The sequence below is a fragment of the Microbacterium sp. MAH-37 genome (assembly GCF_009758255.1).
Classification (GTDB): domain Bacteria; phylum Actinomycetota; class Actinomycetes; order Actinomycetales; family Microbacteriaceae; genus Microbacterium.
In genome coordinates this window covers 266,368-281,923 of record NZ_WSEN01000002.1, presented here as the reverse complement: position 1 = coordinate 281,923, position 15,556 = coordinate 266,368, and the positions used below count along the sequence as shown (strand labels likewise).

The 15,556-nt window shown below is 69.7% G+C and carries 14 protein-coding genes and 1 tRNA gene; 4 read left to right on the top strand and 11 right to left on the bottom strand.

Translation table 11 applies throughout. The features are described 5' to 3' along the window. Nucleotides 1-467: 467 nt before the first annotated feature. The 3 genes from GON06_RS01875 (at nt 468) to GON06_RS01865 (ending at nt 1,812) form a co-directional block, all read left to right on the top strand. Nucleotides 468-544 (top strand) — tRNA-Pro (locus GON06_RS01875). A 57-nt stretch (nt 545-601) separates the two neighbouring features. Beyond that, nucleotides 602-1,051, top strand: a complete 450-nt coding sequence (locus tag GON06_RS01870) for a VanZ family protein (protein WP_157310575.1) — start codon at nt 602-604, stop codon at nt 1,049-1,051. Beyond that, nucleotides 1,048-1,812, top strand: a complete 765-nt coding sequence (locus GON06_RS01865; RefSeq protein ID WP_157310574.1) for an HAD-IIB family hydrolase — start codon at nt 1,048-1,050, stop codon at nt 1,810-1,812. The genes GON06_RS01870 and GON06_RS01865 overlap by 4 nt, the downstream gene beginning before the upstream one ends. 72 nt (nt 1,813-1,884) lie before the next feature. Here the strand turns inward: GON06_RS01865 and GON06_RS01860 are convergent, their stop codons facing one another. The 8 genes from GON06_RS01860 to GON06_RS01825 all read right to left on the bottom strand — a co-directional run bounded on the left by GON06_RS01860 (nt 1,885) and on the right by GON06_RS01825 (nt 10,762). Next, nucleotides 1,885-3,141, bottom strand: a complete 1,257-nt coding sequence (locus GON06_RS01860; protein WP_157310573.1) for an alpha-hydroxy acid oxidase — start codon at nt 3,139-3,141, stop codon at nt 1,885-1,887. Between the two features lie 11 nt (nt 3,142-3,152). Further along, a complete protein-coding gene (locus GON06_RS01855) occupies nt 3,153-3,872 on the bottom strand; it encodes a FadR/GntR family transcriptional regulator (protein ID WP_157310572.1) in 720 nt (239 codons plus the stop codon). A 222-nt stretch (nt 3,873-4,094) separates the two neighbouring features. Beyond that, the gene (locus GON06_RS01850) at nt 4,095-4,721 is read right to left on the bottom strand and encodes a thymidine kinase (RefSeq protein WP_332837073.1); all 627 of its coding nucleotides are present in this window, start codon (nt 4,719-4,721) and stop codon (nt 4,095-4,097) included. A gap of 9 nt (nt 4,722-4,730) precedes the next feature. Further along, entirely contained in the window at nt 4,731-6,188 is a 1,458-nt protein-coding gene (gene mqo, locus GON06_RS01845; RefSeq protein WP_332837072.1) for a malate dehydrogenase (quinone), read from the bottom strand. Between the two features lie 82 nt (nt 6,189-6,270). Further along, nucleotides 6,271-7,344, bottom strand: coding sequence for an aspartate-semialdehyde dehydrogenase (locus tag GON06_RS01840; protein ID WP_157310571.1), 1,074 nt, complete (start codon nt 7,342-7,344; stop codon nt 6,271-6,273). Between the two features lie 136 nt (nt 7,345-7,480). After that, nucleotides 7,481-8,767, bottom strand: a complete 1,287-nt coding sequence (locus tag GON06_RS01835) for an aspartate kinase (RefSeq protein WP_332837071.1) — start codon at nt 8,765-8,767, stop codon at nt 7,481-7,483. Nucleotides 8,768-8,843: 76 nt separating this feature from the next. Next, nucleotides 8,844-9,458 (bottom strand): response regulator, encoded by a 615-nt coding sequence (locus GON06_RS01830; RefSeq protein ID WP_157310570.1) that lies wholly within the window; start codon nt 9,456-9,458, stop codon nt 8,844-8,846. Then, nucleotides 9,455-10,762 carry a sensor histidine kinase gene (locus tag GON06_RS01825; RefSeq protein WP_198346571.1) on the bottom strand — a complete coding sequence of 436 codons (1,308 nt, stop codon included), beginning with the start codon at nt 10,760-10,762 and terminating at the stop codon, nt 9,455-9,457. Before GON06_RS01825 ends, GON06_RS01830 begins: the two co-directional genes overlap by 4 nt. A 94-nt stretch (nt 10,763-10,856) precedes the next feature. On the opposite strand from GON06_RS01825, the gene GON06_RS01820 reads away from it, so the two are divergent. Next, complete coding sequence (locus tag GON06_RS01820) at nt 10,857-11,309, top strand: DUF2871 domain-containing protein (RefSeq protein ID WP_378736417.1); 453 nt, start codon at nt 10,857-10,859, stop codon at nt 11,307-11,309. Nucleotides 11,310-11,392: 83 nt separating this feature from the next. Here GON06_RS01820 and GON06_RS19025 read toward each other — a convergent pair whose 3' ends face one another. The 3 genes from GON06_RS19025 to GON06_RS01805 are packed head-to-tail and all read right to left on the bottom strand — an operon-like array spanning nt 11,393 to nt 15,506. Beyond that, entirely contained in the window at nt 11,393-12,376 is a 984-nt protein-coding gene (locus GON06_RS19025; protein WP_332837070.1) for a DMT family transporter, read from the bottom strand. After that, a complete protein-coding gene (gene recR, locus GON06_RS01810; RefSeq protein ID WP_116241835.1) occupies nt 12,373-12,966 on the bottom strand; it encodes a recombination mediator RecR in 594 nt (197 codons plus the stop codon). Before recR ends, GON06_RS19025 begins: the two co-directional genes overlap by 4 nt. Continuing rightward, a complete protein-coding gene (locus GON06_RS01805) occupies nt 12,966-15,506 on the bottom strand; it encodes a DNA polymerase III subunit gamma and tau (RefSeq protein WP_332837069.1) in 2,541 nt (846 codons plus the stop codon). Before GON06_RS01805 ends, recR begins: the two co-directional genes overlap by 1 nt. Nucleotides 15,507-15,556: the final 50 nt, after the last annotated feature.

Here is a 15,556-nt window from a genome sequence, read left to right as displayed (position 1 = left end):
AGCGCGCCCCACGAGCCTGTCCTTCGTGCGGGAGATGAGGAAGCAGCGCGGACCGGTGAGATTCTGGTGCCGAAGATCTCCGACGCGATCGCGGACGTGGATCCATCGGATCGTCCGCAGGCCGCTGAGTCGTGGCTCCTTGACCCAGGTGATGCGGAACGATTCTGGAACACCGAGTGGGTAGTGGGTGACCGAGATGGATCCCGAATCCCTGTCACCTTCTACTTCTGGTGGGAGGATGGCTCCTTGATCTGGGGCAGTGGTTCGTACTGGGGACGATCCTGTCAGGTCGTCACGGTCACAGCCGAGCAGGTGACAACCAAGCCGAGGGAATGTCCAGCCGACACTCCTGAACAACCTTCGGGGATGTAGCGAGGCGAGCCCATGCGTCCTTTCGGCGGGTGATCGGAACCACCCTCGATTCGTCGTTACGGCCTCCGCCATGTAGACTCGAACAGTTGCAAAAACGGGGTGTGGCGCAGTTTGGTAGCGCGCGTCGTTCGGGACGACGAGGTCGCAGGTTCAAATCCTGTCACCCCGACCATCACTGAAAGGACCCGCCGAATGGCGGGTCCTTTTCGTTTCCCTCTACGCTCGAGCCATGCCCCGCCGATCCGTCACGACAGCCCTCGTCATCGGCATCCCGTTCCTCGCGTTCCTCCTGGTGCTGACCATCTCGCCGCAGGGGCTGCAGGACCGGTTCCCGGTCGTCCTCGATGCGGTGCTCGACTTCGGCCGGCACACCCTCGGCTGGACCTGGCTGGGCTTCACCGCACTCGAGAAGATCGCGAACGTGCTCGTCTTCATCCCGGTCGGGGTGCTCGCGGCCGTGCTCGTCCCGCTCCGGGTCTGGCCCCTGGCGCTGTTCGTCGGTCCTGCGCTGTCGGCGATCATCGAGACCGTCCAGGGGCTCGCGCTGTCGCACCGGTCCGCGACGCTCAGCGACCTGCTGCTGAACTCGCTCGGCGCGACCGTCGGCGCAGGCATCACGCTCGCCGTACGGGCCCTGCGCAGGTCACGAGAGGGCGGCCCGGCTAAGCTGGAGGGATGACTGCGCCCCGCCTTGTCGCCTTCGACCTCGACGACACGCTGGCCCCCTCGAAGGGCGCGATCGACGCTCGCATCGCCGATCTCCTGCGCGCGCTCATGCACCGCGTCGACGTCGCCATCATCTCCGGCGGCAACGAGGAGCAGTTCCGCAACCAGGTGATCGCGCAGCTCGGCGACACGGATGCCGCGGATCTGGCGCGCCTGCACCTGCTACCCACCTGCGGCACCCGCTACCTGCGCCACGACGGTCACGACTTCACGCCGGTGTACGCGCGCGACCTGACCGCTGACGAACGGGATGCTGCGTTGCAGGCGCTCCGTGAGGAGGCCGAGCGTCTCGGCCTCTGGGAGCCGGAGCCCTGGGGCGACATCCTCGAGGACCGCGGCTCGCAGATCACGTTCTCGGCGCTCGGCCAGCGCGCTCCCCGCGACGCGAAGGTGGCCTGGGACCCGGACGGCGCGAAGCGCGCCGCCCTGCGCGACGCGGTCTCCGCCCGGCTGCCCGGCCTGGAGGTGCGCTCGGGCGGGTCGACATCGATCGACATCACTCGCGCCGGCATCGACAAGGCGTACGGCATGCGGCAGCTCGCCGAGCTCACCGGCATCCCGCTCACCGACATGCTCTTCTACGGCGATCGCCTGGACGAGGGCGGCAACGACTATCCGGTGCTCGCGATCGGCGTCCCGTGCGTGGCCGTGGAGGGCTGGGAGGACACCGCCGACCAGCTCGACGCGCTGCTCGCCGGAATCTCCACGAACTGATCCGTTCCCGTCGCACTTTTCGTCGCCGTGCACAGGGCGGTAGCGACGAAGAGTGCGACGGGAACGCGACTGTCAGACGGTTGCGCGGGCGGCGGCCGAGCCCAGCGGCACCATCCGGGTCAGCTGCGTCACGTGCGCGGGCTCGAGCTCGGCGAGTGACGAGACGCCCAGCAGGCGCATCGTGCGCTCGATCTCGGTGCGCAGGATCGCGATCGTGCGGTCGACGCCCTGGCGGCCGCCGGCCATCAGGCCGTAGAGGTACGCCCGGCCGATCAGCGTGAAGTCGGCGCCGAGCGCCACGGATGCCACGATGTCGGCGCCGTTCATGATGCCGGTGTCGACCATGACGGTGAAGTCGTCTCCCACGGCCTTGCGCACCTGCGGCAGCAGGTGGAACGGGATGGTGGCACGGTCGAGCTGGCGTCCGCCGTGGTTCGACAGCACGATGCCGTCGACCCCGGCATCCTTCAGGCGCACGGAGTCCTCGACGTTCTGCACGCCCTTGACCACGATCTTGCCGGGCCAGAGGTCGCGGATCACGTCGAGATCGGCGTAGCTGATGGTCGGGTCCATCGCGGCATCCAGCAGTTCACCGACGGTGCCGCCGGTGGTGCTGAGCGACGCGAACTCGAGCTTCGGCGTGGTCAGGAAGTCGATCCACCACCACGGTCGCGGGATCGCGTTGATCACGGTGCCGAGAGTCAGCTGCGGAGGGATGCTGAACCCGTTGCGCTTGTCGCGCAGGCGGGCGCCGGCGACCGGTGTGTCGACAGTGAAATGCAGGGTGTCGAAGCCTGCGGCGGCAGCACGGCGGGTGAGCTCGTAGGAGATCTCACGGTCACGCATGACGTAGAGCTGGAACCAGTTGCGACCGTCGGGGTTGGCCGCCTTCACTCCCTCGATCGAGGTCGTGCCGAGCGTGGAGAGCGTGAACGGGATGCCCGCGGCGGCGGCGGCTCCGGCTCCGGCGACCTCGCCCTCGGTCTGCATCAGGCGGGTGAACCCTGTCGGCGCGATGCCGAACGGCAGGGCGCTGGGACCGTCCAGGATCTGCACGCTCGTGTCGACGGTGGGAGCCGGCTTGAGGATGCCGGGGTGGAACTCCACGTCCTCGAAAGCCTGGCGCGCCCTGGCCAGCGACAGCTCGCCCTCGGCGGCGCCGTCGGTGTAGTCGAATGCGGCCTTCGGAGTGCGGCGCTTTGCGATCGTGCGCAGGTCGTAGATGGTGAGCGCGGCGTCGAGGCGGCGCTTGCGCCCGTCGAGTTCGGGCTTCTTGAACTGCATCAGCTCGAAGAGCTCTGCGGGCTTGGGCAGCTGTCGCTGGACCATGGTCTTCTCCTTCAGACAGCGGTGTCGGGGACCAGCCCCGCCGCGGTGTAATAGCCGATGATGTGGTCGCGCACGAGGACCCGCGCACGGTCTGCGTCGCCGTCGTCGATCGCCGCGACCAGGGCACGGTGCTCGACGCGCAGACGCTGGGCCATGCCGGTCCAGTCGTCGATGCGCGCGGATCCCTCCAGCACGTACGATTCGATGGCGGTGCGCAGGCCCGCCATCATCGCCGCGATCACCGCGTTGCCGGATGCCTCGGCGAGCGCCAGATGAAGCTGGGCGTCCAGCGCGAGGAACTCCGGTGCAGGCAGGGTCGCGTCGTCCATCGCCTCCAGCAGTATGTGTGCGTCGGCCGTCTCGCGACTCTCGGAAGCGGCGAGGGATGCCGCCACGGCCCCTTCGAGCACGACACGGGTCTGCACGACATCGGCGATCGGGAACCCCTGGGCGGCGACCTGCAGTCGAAGCAGCTGCTCCAGTCCCCCGGCGGGCGTGGCGATGACGATCGCGCCGGCCTGGGGGCCGGAGCCGGTCGAGGTGCGGATGAGACCCATGACCTCGAGCACGCGCAGCGCCTCACGCACGCTCGAGCGCCCGACGCCGAGCTCGGAGGAAAGTTCGCGCTCGGAGGGCAGCCGATCGCCGGGACCGAGGCGCCCCTCCACGAGGTCGCGCTCGATGCGCTCCAGCACCGTGCGCCAGGCGCGCGCGGCTGTGGGCTCCGCCATCCGTCCTCCTGTGGTCTGACCACAGGTTATCCCCTGTGGTCAGACCACGCAACCCGCGCGCAGCCTCTCTGAGGAATGTCGCAATTGGTCGCATCCGAGGCCGAGATGCGGCAAATAGGGACATTCCCCAGGACTGCCGAGGCACCCACCCCCTGAGGAATGTCGCAATTGGTCGCATCCGAGGCCGGGATGCGGCAAACAGGGACATTCCCCAGGAGCGGGTCAGGCGAGCGCTCCCGCGGACTCCTCGAGATAGCAGTTGCCGCACAGCGACTCGTACGTCACGGCGGCACCGTCGATCGCGACCTGATCGCCGTCGAACACGAAGCGCCCGTCGACGAGCCGGCCGTTGAACACGGCCTTGCGACCGCAGCGGCAGATCGTCTTCAGCTCCTCCAGGGAGTGTGCGATCGCGAGCAGGCGGGCTGATCCGGGGAACGCGTGGGTGAGGAAGTCGTTGCGGATGCCGTAGGCCATCACCGGGATCCCGTCCAGCACCGCGATCCGGAACAGATCGTCGATCTGCTCGGGCGTGAGGAACTGGGCCTCGTCGATCAGCAGGCAGGCCACGTCGACCTGCTGAGGCAGCAACGTGGCGGCATCCCGCTGCCGGATCCGCTCCCGCTCGGACGCGAACAGCGCTCGGGCGTCATCCTCGGCGCCGATAAGGAAATCGACCTCGCGCGTGACGCCGAGACGGCTCTCGATCTGCGACGCGCCCTTGGTGTCGATCGCGGGCTTCGCGAGCAGCACGTGCTGGCCGCGCTCCTCGTAGTTGTACGCCGCCTGCAGCAGAGACGTCGACTTGCCCGAGTTCATCGCGCCGTAGCGGAAGTAGAGCTTCGCCACGGTCGTGAGTCAGGCCGTCAGGTCGAGTGCCGTCGCGGTCGCGCTCATCGCCATGTCGGCGGTCTCACGATCGTCGTTCAGCTTCGCGCCCAGAGTCGGGACGAGCTCGCGCAGCTGCGGCTCCCATCCCGCGTACTGCTCGGGGAAGCACCGCTTGAGCAGCTGCAGCATGATCGGAGGCGCCGTCGAGGCGCCCGGCGAAGCACCGAGGAGTCCGGCGATCGAGCCGTCCTCGGCAGCGACGATCTCGGTGCCGAACTGCAGCTTGCCGTCGCGCATGACCTGCGCGCGCTGGCCGGCCTGCAGCAGCTCCCAGTCGCCGTCTGCCGCGGTCGGCATGAACTGCCGCAGCGTCGCCACCTTCTTCTTGGGGGTCTTCAGCAGCTCGCTGACGAGGTACGTGATGAGGTCGAAGTTCGTGAACGCGACCTTGAGCATGCTGCCCAGATTGTGCGGTCGCACCTGGGTGACGATGTCGAGCATCCCGCCGTTCTTGAGGAACTTCGGGCTGAACGTCGCGAACGGGCCGAACAGCAGGCTGCTCTCACCGTCGACGACGCGGGTGTCCAGGTGCGGGACCGACATCGGCGGAGCGCCGACCGGCGCCTGCGAGTAGACCTTCGCCTTGTGCTGGGCGACGATCTTCGGGTCGGAGGTCTTCAGCCACTGACCGCCGATCGGGAAGCATCCGTAACCGCGGATCTCGGGGATGCCCGAGCCCTGCAGCAGCTTGAGGGCCCAGCCGCCGGCGCCGACGAACACGAAGCGCGCCTTGATGTCGCCGGGTGCCCGCCCGATCGTGCGACGGTACTTGATGTTCCAGCTGCCGTCCTTGTCGCGCTTGAGCTTGCGCACCTCGGTGTTGGTGCGCACGTCGACGCCGCTCTCGCGGAGGTGATCGAAGAGCTGCCGGGTGAGCGCACCGAAGTCGACGTCGGTGCCTGCCACGCTGCGGGTCGCCGCGAACGGCTCGCCCTTGCGACGCTTCTGCATGAGCAGCGGAGCCCACTGGTTGATGACCCGGGAGTCCTCGCTGTACTCCATGCCGGCGAACAGCGGCTCGTCCTTGAGCAGGGCGTAGCGCTCGCGCAGGTACTGCACGTCGTCTTCACCGCGCACGAACGTCATGTGCGGGGTCGAGTTGATGAACGTCTTCGGCCCGTCGAGGATGCCGCGCTTGACCCACGACGACCAGAGCTCACGGCTGAGCTGGAACTGCTCGTTGATGTTGATGGCCTTGCTCGAGTCGAGCAGGCGGTCCTCACCGCGGGGTGTGTAGTTGAGCTCGCAGAGCGCGGAGTGGCCGGTGCCGGCGTTGTTCCACGCGTTGGAGCTCTCCTCGGCGACGTCGCTCAGGCGTTCGAACGCGACGATCTTCCAGTCCGGCTGCAGCTCGTGCAGCAGAGTACCCAGGGTGGCACTCATGATGCCACCACCGATCAGGACGACGTCGACGGATTCAGTCACCACACCAGTCTAGTTCGCCTGACGAAGGCCGCGATTCGCCGCCGCGTCCATCCCGACGACGATATTCGCCGCGACGGACGGGTCAGGCGACGGGTGCGCCCAGACGCTCTGCAACCAGCTCGGCGATCTGCACGGCGTTCAGCGCCGCGCCCTTGCGCAGGTTGTCGTTGCTGATGAACAGCACGAGTCCCTTGCCCTCGGGGGCGGACTGGTCGGCGCGGATGCGTCCGACGAAGCTGTCGTCCTTGCCGGCCGCCTGCAGCGGAGTCGGCACCTCTTCGAGGGAGACACCCGGGGCGGACGCCAGCACCTCACGCGCACGGTCGGGCGTGATGTCGGCACCGAACTCGGCGTGGATCGACAGCGAGTGCCCGGTGAACACGGGGACGCGCACGCAGGTGCCCGCCACGCGGAGGTCGGGCAGCCCGAGGATCTTGCGGCTCTCGTTGCGGAGCTTCTTCTCCTCGTCGGTCTCGTTGTCGCCGTCGTCGACGAGGTTGCCGGCGAACGGGATGACGTCGAAGGCGATCGGGGCGATGTACTTCTCGGGCTGGGGGAAGTCGACGGCCGAGCCGTCGTGCACCAGACGCAGCGTGTCGCCCTGGGCGAGGACGCCCTGGACCTGGCCGAGCAGCTCCTCGGCACCCGCGATGCCCGACCCGGAGACGGCCTGGTAGGTCGAGACGATCAGGCGCTCGAGGCCGGCCTCGGCGTGCAGGGCCTTCAGCACCGGCATGGCGGCCATCGTCGTGCAGTTCGGGTTGGCGATGATGCCGCGGGGGCGCTCGTCGATCGCGTGCGGGTTGACCTCGCTGACGACCAGCGGCACCTCGGGGTCGTTGCGCCAGGCGCTGGAGTTGTCAATGACGACTGCGCCGGCTTCCGCGAACTTCGGCGCGTAGGCGCGGCTGGCGGTCGCACCCGCCGAGAACAGGGCGATGTCGATGCCCGCGGCATCCGCCTTCTCGACGTCCTCGACGATCACGTCGACACCGCCGAAGTCGATGGCGGTGCCCGCGGAGCGGGCGGAGGCGAACAGGCGCAGCTCGCGGATCGGGAACGAGCGCTCGGCGAGGATCTCGCGCATCACGCGGCCGACCTGGCCGGTGGCGCCGACGACGGCGACGGAGTATCCGGAATCGGAGATGCGGGTCATGACTGGGGTCCTTGGCGTTAAGACGGATACGCCAGGCTCAGCCCCGGGTCGCGGATGCTTCGCCCGGCGCCGATGTCAGGGTTGCGGTGAGTCTACCGTGCCCCGGAGGGCGCGGCGCCGGTGTGACATCAGGCGGTCAGCGCCCGGTGCCGGCGTGCACGACGGCCTCGATCTCGCTGTCGAGGCCGTAGGCGGTGTGCACGGCGCGGGCGGCGTCGGCGAGCTCGTCGGCGCGCAGCACGACGGAGATGCGGATCTCGGAGGTCGAGATCATCTCGATGTTGATGCCGGCCGTCGAGAGCGCCTCGAACAGGATCGCGGAGACGCCCGAGTGCGTGCGCATGCCGGCGCCGACGACCGACAGCTTGCCGATCTGGTCGTCGTGCTGCAGCGAGTCGAAGCCGATGCCGGCGCGCTCGGCGGCGAGCGCCTTCAGCGCGGATGCGGCATCGGCCTTGGGAAGGGTGAACGAGATGTCGGTGCGGCCGGTGGATGCCGCGGACACGTTCTGCACGATCATGTCGACGTTCGCGCCGGACTTGGCCACGACGGTGAAGATCTCGGCCGCCTTGCCCGGCACGTCCGGAACGCCGGAGACGGTGATCTTGGCCTGGCTGAGGTCGGTGGCGACGCCGGCGACGATGGGTTCTTCCATGGCTGCTCCCTCGGATTCGCGGGGGTTCTTCATGCCCTCGCCCAGAACGTAGGTGCCCTCGGCCGTCGAGAAGGTCGAGCGGGCGTGGATCAGGACGCCGTGCCGGCGCGCGTATTCGACGGCGCGGATGTACAGCACCTTGGCGCCGTTGGCGGCGAGCTCGAGCATCTCCTCGCTGGCGACGTGGTCGAGCTTGCGGGCGTTCGGGATCACGCGCGGGTCGGCGGTGTAGATGCCGTCCACGTCGCTGTAGATCTCGCAGACGTCGGCGCTCAGCGCGGCGGCGAGCGCGACGGCAGTGGTGTCGGACCCGCCGCGGCCGAGCGTGGTGATGTCGAGGGTGTCGCGGTTGATGCCCTGGAAGCCGGCGACGATGACGATCGCGCCCTCGTCGAGCGCTTCGCGCACCCGCACCGGGGTGACGTCGACGATGCGCGCCTTGCCGTGGTGCGAGTCGGTCATCATGCCGGCCTGGCTGCCGGTGAACGACCGCGCCTCGAAGCCCATGGAGTGGATCGTCATGGCGAGCAGCGCCATCGAGATGCGCTCTCCACTGGAGAGCAGCATGTCGAGTTCACGCGGAGCCGGGATGGGGGCGACCTCGTGGGCGAGGTCGAGCAGCTCGTCCGTGGTGTCGCCCATGGCGCTGACGGCGACCACGACGTCGTGCCCGGCGCGACGGGTGTCGACGATGCGCTTGGCGACGCGCTTGATGCTGTCGGCGTCGGCGACGGACGAACCGCCGTACTTCTGCACGATGAGGGCCACGTTCACTCCCTGGGATTGCCGGGCGATCAGCCCATCCACATTCTACGGAGCGAGTTCATGCCTCATTACGTATGTGTCAGATCAGCCCGCGGCGGCGGGCCTCGGCGGCGGCTGCCGTACGGCTCTGCACGCCGAGCTTCTCGAGCAGATGCACCACGTGCGTCTTCACCGTGGCCTCGCTGATGAACAGCCGGTTCGCGATCTCGCGGTTGGCCGCACCCTCGTCCACGAGCTGGAGCACCTCCCGCTCGCGCGCGGTCAGCGTCACCCGAGGCGCCCGCAGCGCGCCGATCAGCCGGTCGTCGGCCAGCCCTCCCACCAGGCCGCCGGATGCGGCATCGGTGATCGCTCTCGCGATCGTGTCGGTGTCCACCTCTTTGAGCAGGTAGCCGGCGGCCCCGGCCTCGATGGCGCGGACGATCTGCGCATCGTGGTCGAAGGTGGTGAGGATGATGACCGCGGGCGGCGACGGCGTCGCGCGCAGCGCCGCCGTCACGGCTACGCCGTCGATGCCGTCCCCCAGGCGCAGGTCGCAGAGCACGACGTCGGGGCGCAGCTCGGATGCCGCGACGAGTGCGTCCTCGCCCGTGGCTGCCTCGCCGATCACCTCGAAACCACGGCTCTCGATCACCGCGCGGAGACCCGCGCGCACGATCGGATGGTCGTCGACGAGGAGGATGCGGATGCTCATCGCTGGACCTCCCCTGAGTGTCGCGGGACTGGCGCGGTCGATTCGGCCGCCGCGCGGGACGCGCCGGCGGGCGCGTCCCGCTGCAGCACGGTCGGCTCCGCTGCTCCGCGGGCGGACTCTTCGACGGTGCTGACCGCACCGTCGAAGACGAGCGGTACGGTCGCTGTCAGCAGAGTGCCGTCGCCGGCGGCGCTGCTGACCGAGAGGGACCCGCCGAGCTCTTCGAGCCGGGAGCGCATCGCGATCAGGCCGTAGGACGACCCGGGGCGGCCGGCGGATGCCTGGTCGAAGCCGTGCCCGTCGTCGGCGACCTCGAGTCGGGCGACCCCGTCCGCGACGCCCAGGCGCACGTCGACCCGCATGGCGCCCGAGTGCTGCCGCACGTTGGCGAGCGCGGACTGCGCCACGCGGAGGAAGGCGACCTCGACGCCGGTCGGCAGCGCGGGCATCGGCTCGGACACCTCCAGCGCGGTCTCGATCCCGGCATCCGTGCGCAGCGTGTCGAGCATCCTGCCCAGAGCCCCGGCGAGGGCGGAGTCCTCCAGTTCGGCGGGCGCGAGCGAGGCGACGATGCGGCGCAGTTCGATCAGCGACTGCTGCGCGAGGGCATCGATCTGCGGCATCCGCTCCACGTCGCCGCTGCGCGCGAGCAGCGAGACGGAACTGAGCTCCTGCGCGATCGTGTCGTGCAGGTCGCGGGCCAGGCGGGTGCGTTCCTTGGCGGCGCCCGCCTCGTGCTGTGTGCGGGCGAGCTCGTCCTGCAGGGCGGCGGTCTCGTGCTGCGCCTGCAGCAGCGAGGCGATGAGGCGCTCGCGCTCTCCGGCGTCGCGCAGCAGCGTGTCGTAGCCGAGCGAGATGGCCAGCGCGAAGCCCCCGCCGAGCACGGGGCCGGCGATGTGGGCGAAGGTCAGCTGGGTGTGATGCAGCACCGGAGCGGCTACGGCCCCGAGCATCACGATCATCGCGTAGATCCACGCCGCGCGCCCGCGGATCAGGTGCCCGGCGAGCAGCAGCAGCGGGAATGCCAGCCACACGTACTCGGGCGAGAGCACCAGCATCCCACCCCAGAGCACGGTGAGCCCGCCCAGCCACCAACGCGCGCCCGGGCCCTGGATCAGCAGGGCGCCGGCGCCGTACCAGCCGAGGAAGGCGACAGCGGCGAGGATCGCAGGCAGCGGAGCCAGGCCGGCGACGATGGCTCGGATCGTGGTGACCACGACGAGCAGCACGGCGATCAGATGGAGCGCGACGCGTGCGGTGCGCAGCATCCGATGGCGGCTCGAGACGGATGCTGCGGCGGACATCCTCCGATTCTCGCGCGAACGGCCGCGCCGCGCATGGCGGATTGTCGATCCTTCGATGGATGCGCTCGCGCAGCTCGTGGAAGAGACTGGTGCCATGACCGAAGCATCCGTCGATGTCCGCACCCAGCGCTCAGCGCTGACGAAGCTCTTCTCCGCCACGGCCGTGTACACCGTGCTCGGCCTGGGCGCGGGACTGTTCTACCGGGAGTTCACGAAGGGGAACGGCTTCCCCGAGGGGTTCCCTGGTCAGCTCGCCGTCACGCACACGCACCTGCTGGTGCTGGGAATGATCGTGCCGCTCATCGTGCTGGCGCTGGAGAAGTCGTTCCGGCTGTCGACTAGCAGGCTGTTCGGCTGGTTCTTCTGGATCTACAACGCGGGAGTCGTGCTGACCACGGCGATGATGGTCTGGCACGGCACGCTGCAGGTGCTGGGCACGAAGGCTTCGGCGGCGATCTCCGGCATCGCCGGGCTGGGCCACATCCTGATCGGCGCCGGGTTCGTGCTGCTGCTCCTGATGCTGTGGAAGGCGATCCGTCGGAACTGATCCGTCTCACCGCTCCGGTCTCACTGGATGCGGGTGCAAGCAGTCCCAGACCCGCAACGAGTGAGACCGGAACCGGGAGTGGATCAGCGGGTGGGGTCCGGGTCTGGCTCCGAGCCGTCGCAGATCGCCTCGGCGGTCTCGGCCGTCGTCACCGGTCCTGTCGTCAGATCGGCCTCTCCGGACTTCAGCCTGCCGCCGGTGGCGGCGAACCAGCATCCGACCAGGATGATCGGGAACCCGATCAGCAGGCCGAGCGTGACCGGTTCGCCGACCAGGATGGTGCCGAGGATGATCGCGACCACCGGATTGATGTACGTGAACAGCGGCGCGCGCACCGGGCCGACCTCGCGGATCAGCGCGAAGAAGAACACGAAGGCGAGGGCGGTGCAGATCACGCCGAGCAGTACGAGCGATACGGTCGAGCGCACGGTCGGGACATCGTGCTGTGTGAGCAGCCCCGCCGGCAGGTAGGCGAGACCGACCACGGTGAGGGCGAGCGTGATGGTGCCGATCGAGGGAACATCGGCCAGTTTGTGCGCGATGATGAACGGCGCGATCGCGTACAGCACGGCGGTGAGCAGGATCTCGCCGATCGCGATGTAGCTCGCGGTGCCGTGCGCGAACAGGCCGGGGCCGGCGACGACGATCGCGACACCGGCGAAGCCCACCAGCAGACCGCCCAGGCGGGTCGGTGCGAGCACGGAGCGGTCGCCGCGCATCAGGGCGATGATCACTGCGAACAACGGAACCGTCGAGACCAGCAGTCCGGTGAGCCCTGAGGGCAGCTGGGTCTCGGCATGGCTGAGCAGCAGGAAGGGCCCTGCCATCTCGATCGCGCCGAAGGCGAGCACCCACGGCCACACCTTGAGTGCGGACTTCAGCGCGCCCGAGCGGATCGCGAACGGCAGCAGCACGAGCGCGCCGAGCAGCGTGCGTGCGGAGACCACAGCCGGGGGCGAGAAGGACACCACCGCCTCTTTGATGAAGAGGTAGGTGATGCCCCACACGATCGACATGATCGCGAAGAGGATCCAGCCCTTGCGGGTGAACCCGCCGTGCGGGCTCACAGCCGGCGCCGGCCCTCGAAGGCGCGACCCAGGGTGACCTCGTCGGCGTACTCGAGGTCGCCGCCGACCGGCAGTCCGGAGGCCAGGCGCGAGACCGTGATCTCCATCGTGGTCAGCAGGCGGCTGAGGTAGCTCGCCGTGGCTTCACCCTCGAGGTTGGGGTTGGTCGCGAGGATGACCTCCTGCACGGTGCCGTCTGCGAGGCGGGTCATCAGCTGGGCGATGCGCAGATCGTCGGGTCCGACACCGGCGATCGGGCTGATCGCCCCGCCGAGCACGTGGTACAGCCCGCGGAACTCGCGGGTGCGCTCGATCGCGGCGACGTCCTTGGCGTCCTCGACCACGCAGATGAGCGCGGCGTTGCGACGCGGGTCGCGGCAGATCGCGCAGCGGTCCTGCTCGGAGACGTTGCCGCAGATCTCGCAGAAGCGCACGCGGGCGCGCACCTCGGTGAGCAGTTCGGCGAGGCGGGCGACGTCGAACGACGGAGTCTGCAGGATGTGGAACGCGATGCGCTGAGCGGACTTGGGTCCGATGCCCGGCAGCCGGCCGAACTCGTCGATCAGCTCCTGGACGATGCCGTCGTACATCAGTTGAACCTCGTCTGGGGCTCGAAGGGCTCTTCGCGGATGAACGTCGCGCCGAGCACCTGGCGGATCACGGCCTCGCCGCGGCGCTCCACGCCGTCCGGGGCGGAGGATCGGCTGGTGACGACCGGCGCGGCGGTCAGCGGAGCAGAGCGCTGCGGGGCGGACGCCTGCGGCGCCTGGCGTGCCGGGCCCTGCTGCACCGGGGTGTGCTGCACCGGCGCCTGGCGAGGCGGAGTCTGGTGCGCCTGAGCCTGCGCGACCGGCATCCTGTCGCCGGCGTCGGGCGGCGCGGCGTCGTAGTGCGGGTCGTACGGCGGCTCGTCGATGTCGGGAGCCTCGTCGTCGCCGGGCAGCGGCGGCTCGTCGCGGTCGATCGCGCCGTCCACCGGCGGCATCGGTGCGGATGCCGCGGACTCGACTTCTGCGGGCTCCTCGTCGACGGCGAACTGCGGCTGCACCGGCTCCTCATGCGAGGCGGGGATGGGCGCGACCGCCCATTCCGTCACTGGAGCGGCTGCGGATGCCGACGGGCGGGACTGCGCCGGGCGCGCGGCGGGTGCCGGCTGCTGCCGCGACGCGACCGCGGGACCCGTCTGCTGCGCTGTGGCGGGCGCGGTCTGCTGCACCGCTGCCGCGGCGGGAGCAGGCTCCGGGGCGTCGGCCTGCGGCACGCCGGGTGTCGCCCAGCCGGAGGCGGGCGCGGTGTCACCCTGGTGCTCGGCGCGCGCCGGCGCAGGGTCGGCGGGCGCGGGCTCAGCGGGAGCGGATGCTCCGCCCTGCTCCGGTCCGTCCTGCGGAGAGCGCGCTCCCCCGCCAGGGGCGTTGCCGGCCGGCAGCGGGGCCGGGCGGTACTTCACGCGCACGCCGAGCTGCTGCTCGATCGCGGTGCGCAGGTGGTCGGAGGGCCCGGGGCCCGGGGTCGGTCCCTTGAACCTCGTGACATCGGACGGGGCCGCGAAACCGAGCGTGAGCACCTCATCGGCGTAAGCGAGAGGCTGCACACCGGTGACGAGAAGCCAGGCATTGCGGTTGATCGCCGCAAGCTTGTCGAGGACCGCGGGCCATTCGGCCGTGATGCGCTCGAAGGTGACGGGGCCGGAGACCGCGGGCGCTGAAGGCGTTTCGTCTCTGCGTTCCGTCTTCGCTCCTTCGTCGCTCCGCTCAACCACCGCCTTCGGCTCCGGCGGGGCGACCGGAGCCGGGGCGACCGGAGCCGGGGCATCCTTCTGCGGGTCGTCGAGCGGAGCCGAGGTACGAGGTGCAGACGAGACATCGGGAGCCGATGTCTCGGGTGCGGGAATCGGCGACGCGGCCTCAGCGTCAGCTGAAGGCGTTTCGTCCCGCTCCTTCGTCGCTCGCGGGGCGACCGGAGCGGAAGCAACGGGGGTGGAAGCCGCCGGAGCAGAAGCGACCGGTGCGGGCGCGACAGCCGCCCCCTCGCCCGCGCTCGCGAGCACGCGCGCCACCATGAGCTCGAGGTGGAGGCGCGGTGAAGTGGCGCCGGTCATGTCGTCGAGCGCCTGGCTGACGACATCCGCAGTGCGGGACAGCCGCACCGATCCGAACGCGACGGCCTGTGCCTGCATCCGCTGCAGTTCGTCAGCCGGAATTCCGCGCAGCACGGCGGAGGCGCCGTCGCCGACGGCGGCGATCACGATGAGGTCGCGCAGCCGCTCGAGCAGGTCGTCGACGAAGCGCCGCGGGTCCTGGCCGGTCTGCACGACGCGATCGACTGCGGGGAAGGCCGCCGCGGCGTCGCCGGCGGCGAGCGCGTCGACGATCTCGTCGAGCAGCTCGGCGTGGGTGTAGCCGAGCAGCGCAACAGCCCGCGCGTAGGTGACGTTGCCGTCCTCGGAGCCGGCGATCAGCTGATCGAGCAGCGACAGCGTGTCACGCGGCGATCCGCCGCCTGCGCGGACGGCGAGCGCGAGCACGCCCTCCTCGACCTGCACGCCCTCCTCGGCGCAGAGCTTCTCGACGTACTCGAGCATGGCCGCCGGCGGCACCAGCCGGAACGGATAGTGGTGCGTACGCGAGCGGATGGTGCCGAGCACCTTCTCGGGCTCGGTGGTCGCGAAGATGAACTTCACGTGCTCCGGGGGCTCTTCGACCAGCTTCAGCAGGGCGTTGAAGCCCTGCGGCGTGACCATGTGCGCCTCGTCGAGGATGAAGATCTTGTACCGGTCGCGGCTGGGCGCGAAGGTCGCGCGCTCGCGCAGGTCGCGGGCGTCGTCAACGCCGTTGTGGCTGGCTGCGTCGATCTCGACGACGTCGAGCGAACCGCCGCCGTTGCGCGACAGCTCGACGCAGCTCGGGCACACGCCGCACGGGGTGTCTGTCGGACCCTCGGCGCAGTTCAGGCAGCGCGCCAGGATGCGGGCGGACGTGGTCTTTCCGCATCCGCGCGGACCGGAGAACAGGTAGGCGTGACCCACCCTGTCACCGCGGAGTGCGGTCATGAGCGGGTCGGTCACCTGGGACTGACCGATCATCTCCCCGAAGTTCTCGGGCCGGTAGCGGCGGTAAAGGGCTGTGGTCACCAGAACAGCCTACGGTGTGCCCCGGACACTGCGGCCGGGCGTGCGCTTCC